Here is a 16824-nt window from a genome sequence, read left to right as displayed (position 1 = left end):
GAGACAGCAATGTCTGTTCGTATCCCACCCGCAGCGCCCGTCGTCGGGCTCTGCCTCATGGCACTGGTCCTCGAAGGCTACGACCTTCTGATGTACGGAACTGTGGTTCCGTCACTGCTGAGTTACGCCCCCTGGAATCTGGACGCAACCGACGTGGGAATGCTCGGCTCACTCGTCGGCGTCGGCATGCTGGCCGGTGCTCTGCTCGCCGCGGCAGTCGCCGACCGATGGGGTCGCCGCCGCACCCTCCTCGCCGCCGTCCTTGTGTTCTCCGCCGCTATGGGCCTGTGTGCGATTGCGCCCAACCCCGCGGTCTTCGGAATCGGGCGGGTCGTCGTGGGTCTCGGTGCCGGCGTACTCATGCCGACCGCGGCAGCGACGCTGATCGAGTTCGCCGCCCCGGGCGCCCGGGCCAGGTCGGTGGCGCTCGGGTTCGTCGGCACCAGCATCGGCGGAATCTTCGCCGGGGTGCTCTCGTTGTGGCTCGTGCCCGAGTACGGGTTCCGGGCGATGTTCCTGGCCGGAATGGTTCCGGCTCTCATCTTCCTGCCCGTGATGCTCCGGTACCTCCCGGAATCACCGGCCTATCTCGCCTCTCGGGGCCAGCACGACGCTGCCGTAGCGATCGCTCAGCGATATCACCTCGAGCTCCCCGCCGACCCCAACTCGATCGCCGGACCGGACCTCACCGCCGCACCCGAACGCGGGCTGCGCGCACTCTTCGGCACCGAGCGCACCCTCGCGACATTGCTGTTCTGGGCAATGACCCTGGTCTGCCTTCTCGTGCTGTTCGGCGTCGCGACCTGGCTTCCCGCGCTCATGAAATCTGCCGGCTACCCGCTGGGGGCGGCCCTGTCCTTCCTGCTCGCCTTGAACGTCGGCGGCGCGGCAGGAGCACTCATCGGTGCCACGCTCGCCGACCGGTACGGCATCAAACCCGTCACCGTGGCCTTCTTCTGCAGCGCCGCACTGTCGTTGCTGGCCATAGCGACCGGCCCACCACTTGCGGTCATCTACCTACTGGTGATGCTGGCCGGGCTCGGCACCACGGGCACCCAAATCCTGCTCAACACCTACATCGGCACCTATTATCCCGCATCCTGCCGGGCCACCGGACTCGGAATGGCGCTGGGAGTCGGGCGGATCGGTGCCATCATCGGCCCCACGTACGGCGGACTCTTCGTTGCACTCGGCGCCGACACCACCTGGCAGCTGTTCGCCTTCGCGCTCCCGGCCGTCGTCGGAGCCGTGCTGACCCTGCTGGTACCGCGCAGCGCCACGGACAGCACGAGCGCCACCCTCACCCCTGCGACTCAGCCCGCCGACACGAAAGCTGTTTCATGACAATCGATTTCGCTGGTCAGGTTGCCATCATTACCGGGGCCGGCGGTGGACTCGGCCGCGCTCACGCCCTCGCCCTCGCGGCCCACGGCGCCCATGTGGTTGTCAACGACATCGGCGGATCCCCCGATGGCACTTCGGACACCCCCGCGGGCCGTGTCGTCGCCGAGATCACCGCCCGCGGCGGCTCGGCGATCGCCGACCGCGCCGACGTCACCGACTACACGCAGGTCACTGCCATGGTCGACCGCGCTCTCTCCGCTTGGGGCCGGATCGACATCCTGATCAACAATGCCGGAATCCTGCGCGATGCCAGTTTCCGTAACGCCGGCCTCGACGACTTCCGCACAGTCCTCGACGTCCATGTGATGGGCGCCGTGAACTGCAGCAAGGCCGTTTGGCAGCACATGATCACCCAGAACTACGGCCGAATCCTGATGACTACCTCCGCCTCCGGGATTTACGGAAACTTCGGGCAGGCCAACTACGCTGCGGCCAAATCCGCGCTCGTCGGGCTGATGAACGTGCTCGCCATCGAGGGCCGATCCAAGGGCATTCACGTCAATGCTCTGGCACCGCTCGCGACGACCCACATGACCGAATCGATCTTCGACGCCACGGCCGCCGAAATCCTGACTCCGGAGTCGATCACCCCCGGCGCACTGTTCCTGGTGTCCGCGGACGCGCCGACCAAGACGATCCTCGGCGCCGGCGGTGGAACGTTCGCGGTCAGCCGCATGCTCGAAGCCCAAGGCGTCTTCCTCCCCGCCGATACCAGAACCCCCGACGACGTTGCCCGGCACTGGGCGCAGATCAGCGACTCGAGCGTGCCGTCGGGCACCGACAGCACCACCGCCCAGATTCAGCACTTCGTCGACTCCGCCACCCGAGCCGCCACAGTTGCCCGTTGACGACGCGAGCCCGGCGTCACCAACCGTCACACCGACCATCACGGTGTGACTTCGTCCAGAAATGAGCACCACATGAGGGAAGCAGTCATCGTCTCGACCGCACGCACGCCGATCGGCAGGGCGTATCGAGGCTCCTACAACAACACCCAGCCCCAGCAGCTCGCCGCACACGCGATCGCCCACGCCGTGCAACGAGCCGGAATCAGCGGCCAGGAGGTCGAGGACGTCGTCCTCGGTTGCGCCATGCAGGAGGGCTCGACCGGAACCAACATCGCCCGCCAGGCCGCGTTGCGTGCCGGGCTCCCCACTTCTGTGCCGGGCATGACCATAGATCGGCAGTGCTCCTCCGGGCTGATGGCTGTCGCCACTGCCGCCAAACAGATCGTCGGCGACGGCATGCAGATCGCGATCGGTGGCGGCGTCGAGTCGATCTCGCTGGTCCAGAACGAACACCAGAACCGGTACCGTGCCACCGACCCCTGGCTCGTCGAGAACCTCCCGAGCACCTATCTGCCGATGCTGCATACGGCCGAGATCGTGGCCGAACGGTACAAGGTCGGCAGGGACCGGCAGGACGAGTTCGCACTGCTGTCCCAGCAGCGCACCGCCGCAGCGCAGGCTGCGGGCCGCTTCGACGCCGAAATCGTTCCCCTCGACAGCATCAAGACCACCGAGGACGGGAACGTACCCGTCCAGTTGATCAAGGACGAAGGGAACCGTCCCTCCACCACTGCTGCCGGGCTCGCCGCACTGCGGCCGGTCCTTCTCGACGGCGAGGTGACGAACACGTCGAGTGTGACCGCCGGCAACGCCTCCCAGCTCTCGGATGGCGCCTCGGCGTCGGTCCTGATGGAGGCAAAGGAGGCCGAACGCCGCGGTCTCGAACCGCTCGGCGTGTACCGCGGTATGGCTGTGGCAGGGTGCGGACCGGACGAGATGGGAATCGGGCCGATCTTCGCGATCCCGAAGCTACTCGGGCAGCACAACCTCACGGTCGACGACATCGGTCTGTGGGAACTCAACGAAGCCTTCGCTTCTCAAGCCGTCTACTGCCGCGACCATCTCGGTATCGACCCCGATCGATTCAATGTCAACGGCGGCGCAATCTCGATCGGTCATCCGTACGGGATGACCGGCGCCCGCCTGGTCGGCCACGCTCTCATCGAAGGTAAACGCCGAGGCGCTCGGTATGTCGTGATCTCGATGTGCGTCGGCGGCGGGATGGGCGCAGCCGGACTCTTCGAGGTCAACTGAAATCGGCCGTGCGGCAGGGCTTTTGCTCTACGCGCGGGAGATGAGGCAGACGCCGGGTCCGAATGCCTCATCCGGCGGATCCTGCTCTCGCACCGTCACCCCGAAGTCGGGGTGACGGTGCGAGAGCAGCAGCCAAAGCCCGTCAGGTCCACGGGAGGTCGACATGGTGGACGTCGGGCCCGGGAGTGGTCAGCGTGATTTCGGGAACGGCGCACCGCGGCGAGGTGCGCAGCAGAAAGCGCACCGCTTCGGCCACGTCCGAAGGCGGGAGCATGGCACTAGGGTCCTTTTCCATCCACGTGGATCCGGGTGTCTCGACCAGCCCCGGGCAGATGGCGGTGACCTGGATGCCGAGACGGCTGAGTTCGCCGTGCGCCGACTGGCTCAGGGCGATCATCGCCGCTTTGGTCATCGAGTAGGCGGCCACTCCCGCCCGCGGCAGCTTCCCGAAGATCGAGCTCACGTTGACGATCAATGCCTTACCGTGTTCGGCTCCCGCCACCTGCAATGTCGGAATGCAGCTTTGCATCAGCAGATAGGCGGACCGAAGGTTCAGATTGAGATGGAGGTCGAGCTTCGGCGTGGGCATGTCGGCAATGTTTCCGCTCAGGCCCAGGCCGGCGTTGTTGATCAGGACGTCGGTGCGGCCGTATCGTTCGACGTGCGAGGCCACTGCGGCCTCGCAGTCGGCGCTGTGGGCCAGGTTTCCGGACACCGGCAGGACCTCGACGCCACGCTTGCGTAGGTGAGTCGCGGCCTCGGCGAGCTTGACCTGGTCTCGCGCGACGATTGTCAGGTTGTAGCCCTCGTCTGCGAGTGCCTCGGCAATCGCCAGCCCGATCCCTGCGGATCCGCCAGTGACGATTGCGGCTCGTTGGTTCCCGTTCATCGCATCCTGCTTTCTGCTCGTGTTCGGTGTGGCACGTGGTTGTTCCGGGTGGAGGCTCCGGTATCCGCCCAGATGTCGAACGCGACCTCGGATGGTTGTGCATCGCCGGTGTGTCTCCACCGGTGAGGTCTGCGACGGCTGTGTGGGCGCCGGAGCGACGGGCAATGGACCCACGGGGGCCCGATTCCCCAAGTGTGGCCCTTGACACATTGTGTTACGTACCAGTTGAATATCCTACATCAACGTAAATACTCCGACCATGGATGGCAGTGCGATGAATCACGCAGAGTTCGTAATCAGGGATGCAAGGGTCTTCGACGGAGAGGAGGTTGTCGAGCGCGCGACGGTCCACGTCAGGAGTGGGTTGATCGAGGCGGTCACCACGCAGTTCGACCCGAGTGGCGAGATCGAGGTCATCGACGGGCGGGGCAAGACTCTGCTGCCCGGACTGATCGACAGTCACACGCATGCGCAGCCGCCCTCATTGGAGCACGCCTTGTTGTTCGGCGTGACAACGGAACTCGACATGTTCTCCTGCCCGGAATGGATGGACGGGCAGCGGCGTGACGCCGCGGAACGCAACGACCTCGCTGATGTGCGGTCCGCATCCATCGGCGCCACCGTATTGGGTGGACATCCGTCGATGATGATCGGAACCTACTTCGCTGAGCAGTATCCGGTGGTGACATCCCTCCAGGACGCCTCCGCGTTTGTGGGCGCCCGGGTGGCGGAGGGCGCGGATTACATCAAACTCCTCATCGACGACGGTACTTCGCTCGGGCACGATTCCCCCACCCTCAGCGAGGACGTGGCACGGGCCATCGTCAACGCGGCGCATGACCACGGGAAGATGGCGGTCGCGCACGTCACTTCATTGACCGGGGCGGAGCAGGCTCTTCGCGCCGGTGTGGATGGACTCGTCCACATCTTCTTCGATCGACCACCCACGGACGAGATCATTGCGCAGGCGCTCGATGCTGGAGTCTTCATCACGCCCACGCTCAGCACGGTTGGTTCCCTGGCGAGTGACATCGATGGGACTCACCTCGCCAACGACGACAGGGCCCGTCCGCTGATCCCGGCTTCGTGGCGAGAGAATCTGTGCCAGTGCTGGCATCTGGGTTCTCCGGGATCCATCGACCATGCGATCGAGGCAACACGGCGGATGCACGAAGCCGGAGTGGACATCTTGGCAGGCACTGATGCGGCAAGCATCGGTGTGGTCGGCACGGCGCACGGAGTGAGCATGCACGGCGAGCTCGAGCTCCTCGTTCGAGCGGGTCTGTCTCCAGTGCAGGCGCTGCGCGCGGCGACGTCCTTGCCCGCCCGACGGTTCGGTCTCCATGACCGGGGTCGTATCGCGCCGGGGCTCCAGGCTGACCTGCTACTCATCGACGGTGATCCCACGCAGGAAATCACCGCTACTCTCTCGATCGCGGGCATCTGGCGGCGCGGAGACAAACTCTCCCGTGTCCCGCGAGACTCCGGCGAGCCCTCGAAGATCGGCCAGTCGGCGGTCTGATCGACTGTGAACCGGTGTGCGCGATTGGCGTAGCGAAAGGTGTTCGTCGGCGTGGGGACCTGGTCCACCTCCCTGATTGCCATCGACCGCCATGCCGCCGGCGCCGGCACTCGCCCCACCATGGACGCTTCAGGAGGAGGACACTGGGGTTGCAGTGAGCGCAGGGCCGGCGCACTTCCCGGCGGTCTGGTCACGAGGGAGGCGACGATGAGCGAGGAAGACCGCGACCACACCGAGCGGTGTGTCCCTCCGGTCGCGGCGGGGGAGCTGGAAGCGGCCGGATTCGAGGATGTTCGGGAGATCGGCAGCGGCGGTTTCGGGGTTGTCTTCCGCTGTGTGCAACCGGACCTCGATCGCGTTGTCGCGGTGAAGGTGGTGGAGCGGGAGGCTGAACCGGACACGCTCTGCGACGGATTTCAGGAGGAACGTGCGCTGGGGCGAATGACTGGTCATCCGAACATCGTGAACCTCTTGGAGATCGGGAGGACGCCGTCCGGGCGACGCTTCTTCGTGATGCCCTACTTCGCCAACGGTTCCCTCAGCCGCCGGATCCGGGAATATGGCACGCTCAGTCTCGAGGAAGTGCTGCGGCTGGGGGTCCGGCTGTCAGGTGCAATCGCAACGGCTCATCGCCTCGGAGTCGTCCACAGTGACGTGAAGCCAGGCAACATACTGGTGAGCGACTACAGCGAGCCTGTTCTGTCAGATTTCGGTATCGCCCGAATCGGCGGCCACAACGATGCCGAAACGGGTGTGATCGCCGGTTCCGTGGCCTTTTCCGCCCCGGAATTGTTCGGCGGCGCGGGGCCCACGCCTGCATCCGATGTCTACGGGCTCGGCGCATCGATGCTGTGTGCGCTGACGGGATACGAGACATTCGACAGGCACACCGGCGAGACGCCCGTCGAGCAGGCCGAGCGCATCGCGTCCGTACCGGCTGCCGTTCTGTCCACCGCAGGGATGGCCGACGACGTCCGCGCCGCCATCGGCGCCGCGATGGCACGCGAACCAGGCGACCGGCCGTCCGCTGTGTCCTTCGGCGAGCAGTTGCAGCGCATACAGGCCGACAGAGGATTCCCGGTCGACGAGGTGGCCGTTCTGGGTGAGCAGGATGACGGTGGTCGGGCATTATTGCCCCGACGCCGGCCGCAGGCCAGTACACCGGCTGGTCCGATGTCGAGCGGCGAAGGGAACCTGCCGCTGACACTGACAAGCTTCGTCGATCGCCGGGCCGAGGTGACCGCGGCGAAGAACGCGCTCGCCGTGTCCCGGTTGGTCACGGTTGTCGGGATTGGCGGTGCCGGGAAGACTCGGCTGGCGCTACGCATCGCCGAAAAGACGCGATCGAATTTCCCTGACGGCGTGTGGATCGTCGAGTTGGCGGAACTGCGTGACGGCTCGCTGGTGGCGGAGTCCATAGCCGGGACGCTGCGGTTACGCTCCCAGTCGGCTCGGTCGCCCCTCGAGGTCTTGGCTGAGTCCCTCGCAGCGCGCACACTGCTGCTCGTCCTCGACAACTGTGAACACATTGTCGATACCGTGGCGGACATCGTCGCCACATTGTTGCGTCGATGCCCTGGACTTCGTGTTCTTGCGACGAGTCGTGAACCGCTCGGGATCGAGGGGGAAACGCTGCTGCACGTGCCGCCGCTGCCCGTTCCCGAGACGGTCGACAAGCTGTCGGTTGCCGAGCTACCACAATACGATGCAGTGACCCTCTTCACGGAACGGGCAGCAGCGGCGGTGCCGGGATTCGAAGTCACAGAAGCGAATTGCGTAACGGTGGCCCGAATCTGCGCGGTACTCGACGGCCTTCCGTTGGCTATCGAGCTCACTGCGGCAAGACTGACATCGATGTCGCTGGATCAGATCGCGGCCCGACTGGCGAGCCGTTACACCCTCCTGACTCACGGCCGCCGCGGGGCACCTGCCCGACACCAGACGCTGCGGGCAGCGATCGACTGGAGTTATGAACTATGTACCGCCACTGAGCAGGCAACATGGGCTCGGCTCTCGGTTTTCGCCGGGAGCTTCGAACTCGATGCCGCAGAAGAGTTGCTCGCCGGCGATCTGACGCCGACAGAGACACTCGATACGCTCTCGAACCTGCTCGACAAGTCGATACTGAACAGGGTGGAGGTGGAAGGCATCGTGAGATTCCGGATGCTCGACACCATCCGTGACTACGGGCACGACCGGCTCGAACGCAGCAACGACGCGGAGCGCTGGCACCGCCGTCACCGAGAGTGGTACGAGCGGCTTGCCGTCGCTGCAACTGCGGACTGGATCAGTGCGCGACAACGAGATTCAATCGATCGACTCGTTCGCGAACTGCCGAATCTGCGCGAAGCGCTGGCCTATACCATGACAGAATCCCGCGAGTTTGCCGCAGCCACATTGCATTTCGTCAACGCGCTGTATCTGTTCTGGCTCGCACGCGGCATGCTGAGCGAGGGCCGGTATTGGATAGACCGTGCACGAGGTACATCCGTCGATACGGGAAGCGACAAAAGCGGTTTGACCGAAGCACTTTCTCACGCAGTGGTATTCGCAGGATCGCAGGGCGATCTCGAGAACGCTGGGGCCCTCGTTGCGGAGGCAAAGTCCCTCGGTGCCGGAGCGAGTGAGGCTGTGGTTCGGGGACATGTTCTCCACGCGGAGGGATACCTCGCCCTCTTCGCCGGCGATCTCCCGCGGGCGAGATCGTGTTTGCAGGGGGCATATGACGTAGTCGAAGCAGGGAGCGACCTGGGCAGGCAGGTCGAGATCCTGCTACCGCTGGCATGGGCACACACGCTGTCCGGGAACTGCACGGAGGCACTCGCGTGGTTCGACCAGGCTCAGTCCATCACCGAGACCCACGGTGAGGAGGTATTTCGCTCGTACTCATCCTGGGGAACAGGCGTTGCGATGTGGAAACTCGGCAGGCTGGACGGCGCCGAGCGGGCGCTCCGGCAGGGCACCGCGCTCGCGACATCGAGAGACGATCCGTTCGTAGCATCTCTGTGTATCGAGACGCTGGCCTGGCTGGCCGGTACCAATGGTGACGCCATCCGCGCCGCAACGTTACTGGCGGTTGCCGAGAAGGTGGCTCGGATGGCGGGTTGTGCACCGGTGATCTTTCCTGCCTTGTGGAGATATCACGAGGAGTGCGTCGAAGCCACGTCTTCGGTGCTCGGCGCCGCCAAAGTCGAATCCGCTCGTCGCCACGCATTCTCGCTGAGCCTGTCCGAGGCCACAGCTCTTGCACTGGGCGAAACGGTCTCGAACGCTCATGCCGGTGACCAGCAGCTTGCGGGACTGACCAGACGCGAAAGCGAGGTTGCCGAACTCGTCGGGCAAGGTATGACCAACAAGGCGATCGCTGCCAAACTCGTCATCTCCCAACGCACCGTCCACGGACATGTCGAACACATTCTGTCCAAACTCGGGTTCACCTCGCGAACGCAGATAGCGGCCTGGGTAGCTCGCGGTGGCTAATACTGCACGCCCGTTTGTGACCAACGGCGCTCGTGTGGTGATTGATCGCGGTGCAATCGGCGGTGATGGATGGGACTGCGACGGTTGCGTGCCTGCCAGCGACCGAGTGACGGCCGATCGGTTGCGGAGACGGCGCCCACGAATCCCAGGCTCTGCGACTGGGCGGTGATCGACACCGGCCGCTACGCGAACGGGATCACGGTCATGGTTGCTGGCTCGACGATCGATCATCGATCCCGACGAGCCTGCCTAAGGCATCGGCATTGGCCCTCGCCGATACCGAACTTGCCGAGCCGGGTGGCCGGCAGCCGCTGGGCTATCGAGAAGTGTTTCCAGGCCACCGAGAACGAGGTCGGCCTCGACCGCTGCCAGGTCCGCGGGGTACTTGGCCTGGGACCGGCACGTGACCTTGTCGATGCCGGGGACTCCTTCCTGGCGATCCTGCGCCGCGGCGCTCACAAAGGGGATCTCCGACTGGAGCCGAAGCTCTAATTCCTCTGACAATCAACGAGATACGTCGACCGTTCAACCGCGTGACCTGCCCCGTGTGCCACGCTCTCACCCGCGTTTGGCCCTGGTCGACCTGGCGCCACGCCGGCCAGACGGCCGGTTCACACAGGAGTGCCTTCAGGAGCTGAGGTGGCTGGGCGTGTGCATCAGCAGCGAAAATTGATGTTACCCAATGCTTCATGCGGTGTGGGCACGACGGGATCGGGCGCAGTCGGTGACTCCACGAGGCCAGGCGCGGTGTGCAACATTGGACTGGTTTGTGACCACAAACCTGGACTGTATCGATGACCAAACGCCCGACTAGCTTCGATTCATGCCTTCCGAAATGTCGAGTGAAACTCTCGTCCGGGCCACCGTACGGACGATGGCCCCGGACAATCCAGTGGCGACAGGCTTGTTGTGCCGCAATGACCGCATCGTGGCAGTGGGCGACTGGCAGGAACTACGGGAGTCCGCGCGCCCAGCTACCGAGTTTCTCGATCTGCGGGGCGCGACAGTATTGCCAGGTTTCACGGACAGTCACAATCACATGCTTTGGACCGGGATGCAGGCGCGCAAGTTGGATCTCTCCGGTGCTGCCAGCATCGCAGAAATCGGAACTCGCCTTCGTCGGTATGCTGACGAGCACCCGGATCTGCCCTGGATCACCTCGAGCGAGGGCTGGTTCATCGAGGACCTGCGAGAACGCAGGATGCCCAACCGCTACGAACTCGACGAGTACTGCTCGAACATCCCGGTCTATCTGCCCCGTCTAGGCCACACTGCCTCGGTGAACTCTCGTGCCCTCGAGGTTGCTCGTATCCACGCAGACAGCCCGAATGTGGAAGGAGGCCACATCGTCCGGGCACCTGACGGGACTCCCACAGGTGAACTGCAGGAATCGCCCGCCATGTCGCTTGTTGCGCGGATGGTGCCCGACCCCTCAGTGGGAGAACTGCTTGGCGCGCTCCGTGACGTACAGAGGGACTACCACGCGAAAGGGATCACCGGCGTAATCGACCCCGCCTTGACGTCGCACGAACTGTCCGCTTACCGCGCTGCTCGTGACAGCAATGACCTCACGATACGTACGACGATGATGCCGGTGTTGGATCCAGCGCTTCCCGATGAACAGGTGGCCGATTGGTTGGCAGGTCTCGGGGGTCCCACCGGAAGCGGAGATTCCCGCCTCAAGATGGGTGCAATCAAGGTCTTCCTTGATGGGATCGTCTCGATGCGGACAGCGTGGGTGCGGGACGCCTATCCCGGTACATGTGACCACGGAACTCGCGTCGTCTCTGCTCACCGTCTTGATCATGTCGCACGGGAATGTGCGCTGGCGGGGTGGTCGCTGGGCATCCATGCCATCGGAGGACAGGCGATCGACGCCGCATTGAAGGCCCTCACTGCGGCAGCTGAAGGAACCCGGCTGTCTGAATTGCGGTGTTCACTGATCCATGCCTATCTCGGTCCAACCGACGACGACATGCGTGCGGCTGCAGCTTTGAGAATGGGACTGGCTGCGCAACCGCAGATGCATACCTGGATTGCGCCTCAGTTGACGCAGATGTGGGGGAGGGCAGTAGCTGACGCTGCTACACCACTGCGATCGTGGCTGAATGCAGGCGTGGTGGTAGCCGGAGGCTCTGACTCACCCTTGACACCGGCTGATCCACTCGCCGGTATCGGCGATGCTGTGACCCGACGAATGGCGGACGGCGATGTGGCGGGTGCAGATCAGAGCGTCGATGTAAACACCGCGTTGAAGATGTACACGACGGACGCAGCGTGGCTGGCGTTCTCGGACCATGAACGAGGTGTCCTCCGTCCGGGGATGCTTGCCGACTGGATCGCGGTCGACAAGGACCCATTGACAACCAATCCAGAAGATCTCGCAGCAATCGAGGTCCTCGAAACACGAATCGGTAACTGCTCAGTTACCGAACGCTGAATTGACCGTTCGATAGGAAGGACTTTCTGTGGGCTACGAGAAAGAGTACGACGGCATCATCGTCGGCGCAGGACACAACGGCCTGATCGCTCAGGCATATTTGGCCAGGGCCGGCCTGCGGACGCTGTCGATCGACAAGGGACAGCATGCTGGAGGAGGACTGCAAACACCAGAAGATACGAGTCTGCCAGGTTTCTTCCATGGCACCCACGCTGTCTCCCTTAAGGGGATCTCTTCGACAGCATGGTTCAAAGACCTCGAACTTGCGGAATGGGGAGTAAAGCTCGTTGCTCCAGACCCTTCCATCACGAGTATCCAACGAGACGGACGCGCGATCGTTTGGTACGCGTCTGCGGAACGGACCGCTGAGTCGATCGCCCAGTTCTCTGAGCGGGATGCGCACGCATGGAAGACCATCGCCGCGGAGTACGAAGACGTTGTTCGAGAGCTGGTGGGTCCTGAGATGTCGTCTCCGGCCGTCAGCCTCGACGAGCGTGACCGCATCCTGCAAGGTTCAGATCTGGGCCGGCGATACCTCAAGAGCGCTCCGCTGTCCCCGCGCCAGTTCATCGAGGACACCTTCGAGAGCGACGCCGTCAAGGCAATGCTCTTGTACTACTGCATCATCCGCGAGGTCGATGTCAATGTTCGCGACCAGGGCAACATCGTGCCAACATTCATCGGGTCCAGGCAGCCAGGCGAACTCGCCGTCGGTGGCTCCTACTCTCTGGCGCGGGCTCTGAAGCACGATGTCTACGCTCACGGCGGTCACATCATGGAACAGACCACTCCGCGCCGCATTGTGGTGGAGAACGGGCGGGCAGTCGGCGTCGAGCTCGAGGACGGAACCCTCATCCGCGCACGTCGATTCGTCGCAAGCAGTCTGAATCCGCACCAAACTTTCCTGGAGTTGCTCGGCGACAAGTCGACTGAGGAATTGACTCAGAAGACCAATGATTTCAAGTACCAAAAGGTGGGACAGATCTTTGGAGTGAATATTGCGCTGAAGGATGCCCCCGACTACTCCGCCGCCGCCGCCAACCCTGATATCAACAAGGCGCGGTTGACGTTCCTGGGCTTGGACGACCCCGCGGATGTTCTACGTCTGTACGCGAATGCGGATCGCGGAATCGTGTCTGATCAAGTAATGCTCATCGGGGGTTGCCCCACAGTGGCCGATCCAACTCAGGCGCCCCCTGGCCACAACTCTGCCTACATGTGGCAGAAGGCGCCTTACGCGATCGACGGCGACGCCAAAAACTGGGACAAACGAAAGGCACAGCAGCTCGAAACGGTGCTGGAATTCTGGCAGCGTTACGCCCCCAATGTGGGAGGCGCTAATCTCCTGGGGGCGTTCGCCACGACCCCACTCGATACCGAGCGTCGGTTCCCGAGCATGCAACGGGGAGATCTTTACCATGGCTGGCTTGGGCCCGGCCAACGCGGAGTGGACCGCCCGTTCCCCGGTATGCGCGGTCATGCAGTTCCGGGAATCGATGGTCTCTATCTTGCGGGATCGAGCGCGTATCCAGGTGGAAATATCACTGGCTTCCCCGGGTATCTGGCGGCAACCCAAATCGCAGATGAAGTCGGGGTCGATCGGTGGTGGAATCCGCGCAATCTGTGGGACGAGCTAGACCCCGAAAGGAATTGATGGCGATGTGTCGATGCATGGCGCAGAGAGCGTTCTAGCCGGACCGATTGTGGTGGTGTACGACCCACCTCGCTGACCGGACGCACCCCGAAGATGGGCAGCAATGCCTGTCTTCGGGGTGGTCGCTACTGGTCAGTTGCTTGGCCGGTTGCATTTGAGACCTGTCGGCGGTTCGACTGATGGCGTGCAAGAAAGAATGCACCACTATCGGGGTAGTTGCTAATCTTGTCCCGGACAGAAATCTGCTCGCTATCAATCCGACCTGTTCTCCGGCATTTTGGGCACTGTAGCCCGGCTGTAATCAACTAAAGGAGAATCAAAGAGAGATGACTATCCACTTCGATGCGCCAAGTCTGAAATCCACTGATCTGGAGGAATCTGAACTCAGGCCTCCGACCGCCCAATCATTGAGCGGACCCATTCTCACCCGCAGCAAGATAGTCCACTCAGATCCTGATCGCGGAATCACTGCAGGCGTGTGGGAAAGCGAACCTGGCACATCCCGATGGGAATTTCGCGACCGCGGCGAGTTCATCCACGTTGTAGCGGGTCGGATGACCGTAACCCAAGATGGCGGTGATGCGGTTGAGATCTCCGCCGGGCAAACCGCTCTGTTCCGGATCGGTTGGTGTGGCACATGGACAGTGCACGAGAGGTTGCGCAAAACGTTTCTCGTCCTAAGTGAAGCAAGCGGCGAGTAGATCGGCCGCCCCGAGCCCTTGGATAAGCGCCGAAGCCGATACGCGCTTCGACATGAAGTAGGTGCTGATCGAGTCTTCGACTGCGAGGGTCTGGTCCCGGTATTGCACCGGGACCAGGCCCTCGAGCTTGATCGAGATCCGTCCCGTGTTCTACGAGCGGATGTACTCGTGAAGCGCGTGGTCAACACGTCGATGTCGAGGTACTGGGTGTGGTGGAGAAGTTCTGCCCTGGGGCGGCCGAAGAAGTTCGCGATCACAGCGTTGTCGAGAACGGTTGGCCTTACGGGACATTGGGCGGGTCGCACCAGGCATCTGCGAGCAGTCGTTGACAAGACGAGCGCTGGTACTGGAATCCCTGGTCCGAGTGAACGAGCGGCGCCTTGTCCATCGTCAAGCGTCGCGAGCGCGGCCGAGGCGGAAACGGGTTTCGTCGGTGACTCACCTCTGATTCGGGGCACTCGCGTCGAAGTCGCGATCGAGCAGGTTCGGGGCGATACCGCCAGCCTCACCACGGTAGGAAGCGAACCCCTTTCCCTGCCGCACCCAGCAGGCCGGGCCGAAGCGTGGGCACGGCCTTCTTCGCCACCGTCTGTCCAGCATTGACCAGCTTGCGGTGGACACGGTGATGACCGTAGCGGCCGTTCCGGCGTCTCTCAAGGCACGCAGTTGTTGCGGGTCTTGTCTGCATCGCCGTCGGCGACTGATCGAAGGGTCTTCCTGAGGCCGACGCCACCGCCTGGGGTGGGCGCGATCGTCTGGACCTGCGTGATCCAACTGCCGCGCAACACCTTCCGCTATGCGTCATGCCGCTACTGGGGCGAGGTGGTGGCCTTGGTCGCTTGCCGTGACACTCTGTGTCATCGGGGATCACACCGCCGCAAGCAGGGTGCGGATCACAGACAGCAGTGCCGCGAATCTGTGCACTAACAGCGCAGGTATCGCGATAAGTCGTTCGTGAGCCATGACTTGTGCCCAGGCGACTCGTCGAGCCGTCCGGCCGTTCACTCAACATCGAGGCGGCAATTGGCCGGCCCCGACGCCAGGACAGCAACGACCTCGCGCTGTATGTGCGCCGCGCGACGTCGAACGAGAGACCGACATGACCGCGTCAAATACCCTGAGCTGCTGGGTCGTCGAGATGCGAACACCGTGGTGCGGCGCCGTGAAATCGGAAGAGCCCGAAACGGAAGAGACAGGTGACCCGACGATCTACCGCGGCCCGATCGGTCGGCCCATCAAGATGTCACCCGTCCCCAGGGTGGTCGACACGTAGGTCTCTGCGGCACCCGGCGCCTGCAGGGTCGAGGTCAGTGTTTGTGTATCGCAACCCGGCGCGCTCGGCTCGCCACCGATCCTGTCGCCCAGCCAGTTCAATGCGTCCGCGGCGCCGGTCACGATGAGCGTGGCATGCAGGCTGATCTCGTCGCGGCGGTAGGTGAGCGGAGTACCGCCCGCACAGTAGGTGTCGGCCAGACGATCGACGGTGGCGATCGGAACGATCTCGTCGTTTACGCCGCTGTACAGATACACGGGGGCCGTGGGTGCAGTGCCGCCGAGTTTCGTCTGCTCGATGGCGGCGGCAACCGCCGGCACCTGCAACAGTTCCGTCAACGGGACTGTCCAGTAACCGGTGTTGTCGCGAAAGAGGTTGTTGACCACCGTGGACGCCACACACTGATCAGACTGCGCGGCCAACGCTGCGCGTCCCTCCGGGGTGAGGCGTGCATCGATCTCACGGCCCGCGTCGGGGAATACCCGCCCTGTCGACGCGAGAACCATTGTCTGCAATCCAGCCCAGGGCATTCCGCTGAGATGATCGACGACCGGCACAGGATCCGGGGACGGCGAGCCCACAGCGAATCCTCGTATGTTCAGCTCCGGCGCGTACGACGGCTGCACTTGCGCGGCCCATGCGGACGCGAGACCGCCGCCCGAGTAGCCCCACAGCCCGACCGGAGTCTGTGCCCCGGAGAGCCCGAGCGGAGCGAACTGCTCCGCGGCCCGGATGCCGTCGAGCGCTACATAACCGGGCTCACGTGGAGTGCCTACACGCGGCACGGGCCCCGCGTGATCGGGAACCGAAACCGCCCAGCCCCGTTGGAGAGCCTGTCCGACGAAGGTCATCTCCCCCTGACTGGCGAACGCCTCGAGTCCGGACCCGGGCTGCATAGCGACTGAGGGCGCGCAGCCGGGATCGAGACTGTCCGTTGCCATCTGATACGACAGCAACGGGCGCCCCCCGGGAGGAGGCGTGCCGGCAGGCAGGATCACGGTGGTCACGGCGACCATAGGATCGCCCGCGAGATCCGTTGTTCGATAGAGAAGTTGCCATGCCTGCGCATTGAAAGGCAACGCGGAGTAGGACGCCAGCTGTATCGGACGTTCGCGCAGGATGGTGCCGGGAGCTGTCGTTCCGAATCCGTCCGGCGCACGGTAGAAGTCGTCGACACTCGGCTGTACCGGAGCGGCACCCGCGAGCACAGGAGGCGTGACTGCACCACCCCACACCGCCACCAGAGTTGAAAACGCCCCGATTGCCGCCAACATCCTCGATCTGCGCATGGGTCGCAGCGTAGCCACCCGCCGGGCCGTTACGGGGCGTTTCGCACGATGATCGCCATAGAGCGCAGCC

Annotated in this window: 10 protein-coding genes and 1 pseudogene; 9 read left to right on the top strand and 2 right to left on the bottom strand. The window is 63.7% G+C overall.

Features of this window, described 5'->3' with window-relative positions; all coding sequences use genetic code 11:
• The first annotated feature begins 9 nt into the window (after positions 1-9).
• From ERC79_RS06115 to ERC79_RS06105, 3 genes are all read left to right on the top strand, one after another.
• Positions 10-1344 carry an MFS transporter gene (locus ERC79_RS06115; RefSeq protein ID WP_242676752.1) on the top strand — a complete coding sequence of 445 codons (1335 nt, stop codon included), beginning with the start codon at positions 10-12 and terminating at the stop codon, positions 1342-1344.
• The gene (locus tag ERC79_RS06110; RefSeq protein WP_131576631.1) at positions 1341-2252 is read left to right on the top strand and encodes an SDR family NAD(P)-dependent oxidoreductase; all 912 of its coding nucleotides are present in this window, start codon (positions 1341-1343) and stop codon (positions 2250-2252) included. The genes ERC79_RS06115 and ERC79_RS06110 overlap by 4 nt, the downstream gene beginning before the upstream one ends.
• Before the next feature lie 72 nt (positions 2253-2324).
• Positions 2325-3506: an acetyl-CoA C-acyltransferase gene (locus tag ERC79_RS06105; RefSeq protein WP_131576629.1), complete on the top strand. Its 1182-nt coding sequence runs from the start codon at positions 2325-2327 to the stop codon at positions 3504-3506.
• Between the two features lie 142 nt (positions 3507-3648).
• On the opposite strand, the gene ERC79_RS06100 is transcribed toward ERC79_RS06105, so the two are convergent.
• Positions 3649-4395: an SDR family oxidoreductase gene (locus tag ERC79_RS06100; RefSeq protein ID WP_131576627.1), complete on the bottom strand. Its 747-nt coding sequence runs from the start codon at positions 4393-4395 to the stop codon at positions 3649-3651.
• Between the two features lie 274 nt (positions 4396-4669).
• Here ERC79_RS06100 and ERC79_RS06095 point away from each other — a divergent pair, with 274 nt between their 5' ends.
• The 6 genes and pseudogenes from ERC79_RS06095 to ERC79_RS06070 all read left to right on the top strand — a co-directional run bounded on the left by ERC79_RS06095 (position 4670) and on the right by ERC79_RS06070 (position 14192).
• Positions 4670-5917, top strand: a complete 1248-nt coding sequence (locus ERC79_RS06095; protein ID WP_131576625.1) for an amidohydrolase family protein — start codon at positions 4670-4672, stop codon at positions 5915-5917.
• Between the two features lie 207 nt (positions 5918-6124).
• Entirely contained in the window at positions 6125-9397 is a 3273-nt protein-coding gene (locus ERC79_RS06090; RefSeq protein ID WP_131576623.1) for a protein kinase, read from the top strand.
• 77 nt (positions 9398-9474) lie between these two features.
• Positions 9475-9889: pseudogene (locus tag ERC79_RS23345) on the top strand (IS701 family transposase); the annotation flags it as partial.
• A 331-nt stretch (positions 9890-10220) separates the two neighbouring features.
• A complete protein-coding gene (locus ERC79_RS06080; protein WP_131576620.1) occupies positions 10221-11837 on the top strand; it encodes an amidohydrolase in 1617 nt (538 codons plus the stop codon).
• 28 nt (positions 11838-11865) lie between these two features.
• Positions 11866-13491: an NAD(P)/FAD-dependent oxidoreductase gene (locus ERC79_RS06075; RefSeq protein ID WP_131576618.1), complete on the top strand. Its 1626-nt coding sequence runs from the start codon at positions 11866-11868 to the stop codon at positions 13489-13491.
• A 326-nt stretch (positions 13492-13817) separates the two neighbouring features.
• Positions 13818-14192 (top strand): cupin domain-containing protein, encoded by a 375-nt coding sequence (locus tag ERC79_RS06070; RefSeq protein ID WP_131576616.1) that lies wholly within the window; start codon positions 13818-13820, stop codon positions 14190-14192.
• Between the two features lie 1209 nt (positions 14193-15401).
• On the opposite strand, the gene ERC79_RS06065 is transcribed toward ERC79_RS06070, so the two are convergent.
• A complete protein-coding gene (locus ERC79_RS06065) occupies positions 15402-16754 on the bottom strand; it encodes a lipase family protein (protein WP_131576614.1) in 1353 nt (450 codons plus the stop codon).
• Positions 16755-16824 lie beyond the last annotated feature (70 nt).

It is taken from the genome of Rhodococcus sp. ABRD24 (assembly GCF_004328705.1).
GTDB lineage: Bacteria > Actinomycetota > Actinomycetes > Mycobacteriales > Mycobacteriaceae > Prescottella.
The sequence above is the reverse complement of the archived record's forward strand: the minus strand, read 5'-3'. Positions and strand labels throughout refer to the sequence as shown.

Coding starts and splice junctions, on each gene's coding strand:
- ERC79_RS06110 (WP_131576631.1), top strand. CDS start 1,341: ATGACAATCGATTTCGCTGGTCAGGTTGCCATCATTACCGGGGCCGGC.
- ERC79_RS06065 (WP_131576614.1), bottom strand. CDS start 16,754: ATGCGCAGATCGAGGATGTTGGCGGCAATCGGGGCGTTTTCAACTCTG.
- ERC79_RS06105 (WP_131576629.1), top strand. CDS start 2,325: ATGAGGGAAGCAGTCATCGTCTCGACCGCACGCACGCCGATCGGCAGG.
- ERC79_RS06115 (WP_242676752.1), top strand. CDS start 10: ATGTCTGTTCGTATCCCACCCGCAGCGCCCGTCGTCGGGCTCTGCCTC.
- ERC79_RS06095 (WP_131576625.1), top strand. CDS start 4,670: ATGAATCACGCAGAGTTCGTAATCAGGGATGCAAGGGTCTTCGACGGA.
- ERC79_RS06100 (WP_131576627.1), bottom strand. CDS start 4,395: ATGAACGGGAACCAACGAGCCGCAATCGTCACTGGCGGATCCGCAGGG.
- ERC79_RS06070 (WP_131576616.1), top strand. CDS start 13,818: ATGACTATCCACTTCGATGCGCCAAGTCTGAAATCCACTGATCTGGAG.
- ERC79_RS06090 (WP_131576623.1), top strand. CDS start 6,125: ATGAGCGAGGAAGACCGCGACCACACCGAGCGGTGTGTCCCTCCGGTC.
- ERC79_RS06080 (WP_131576620.1), top strand. CDS start 10,221: ATGCCTTCCGAAATGTCGAGTGAAACTCTCGTCCGGGCCACCGTACGG.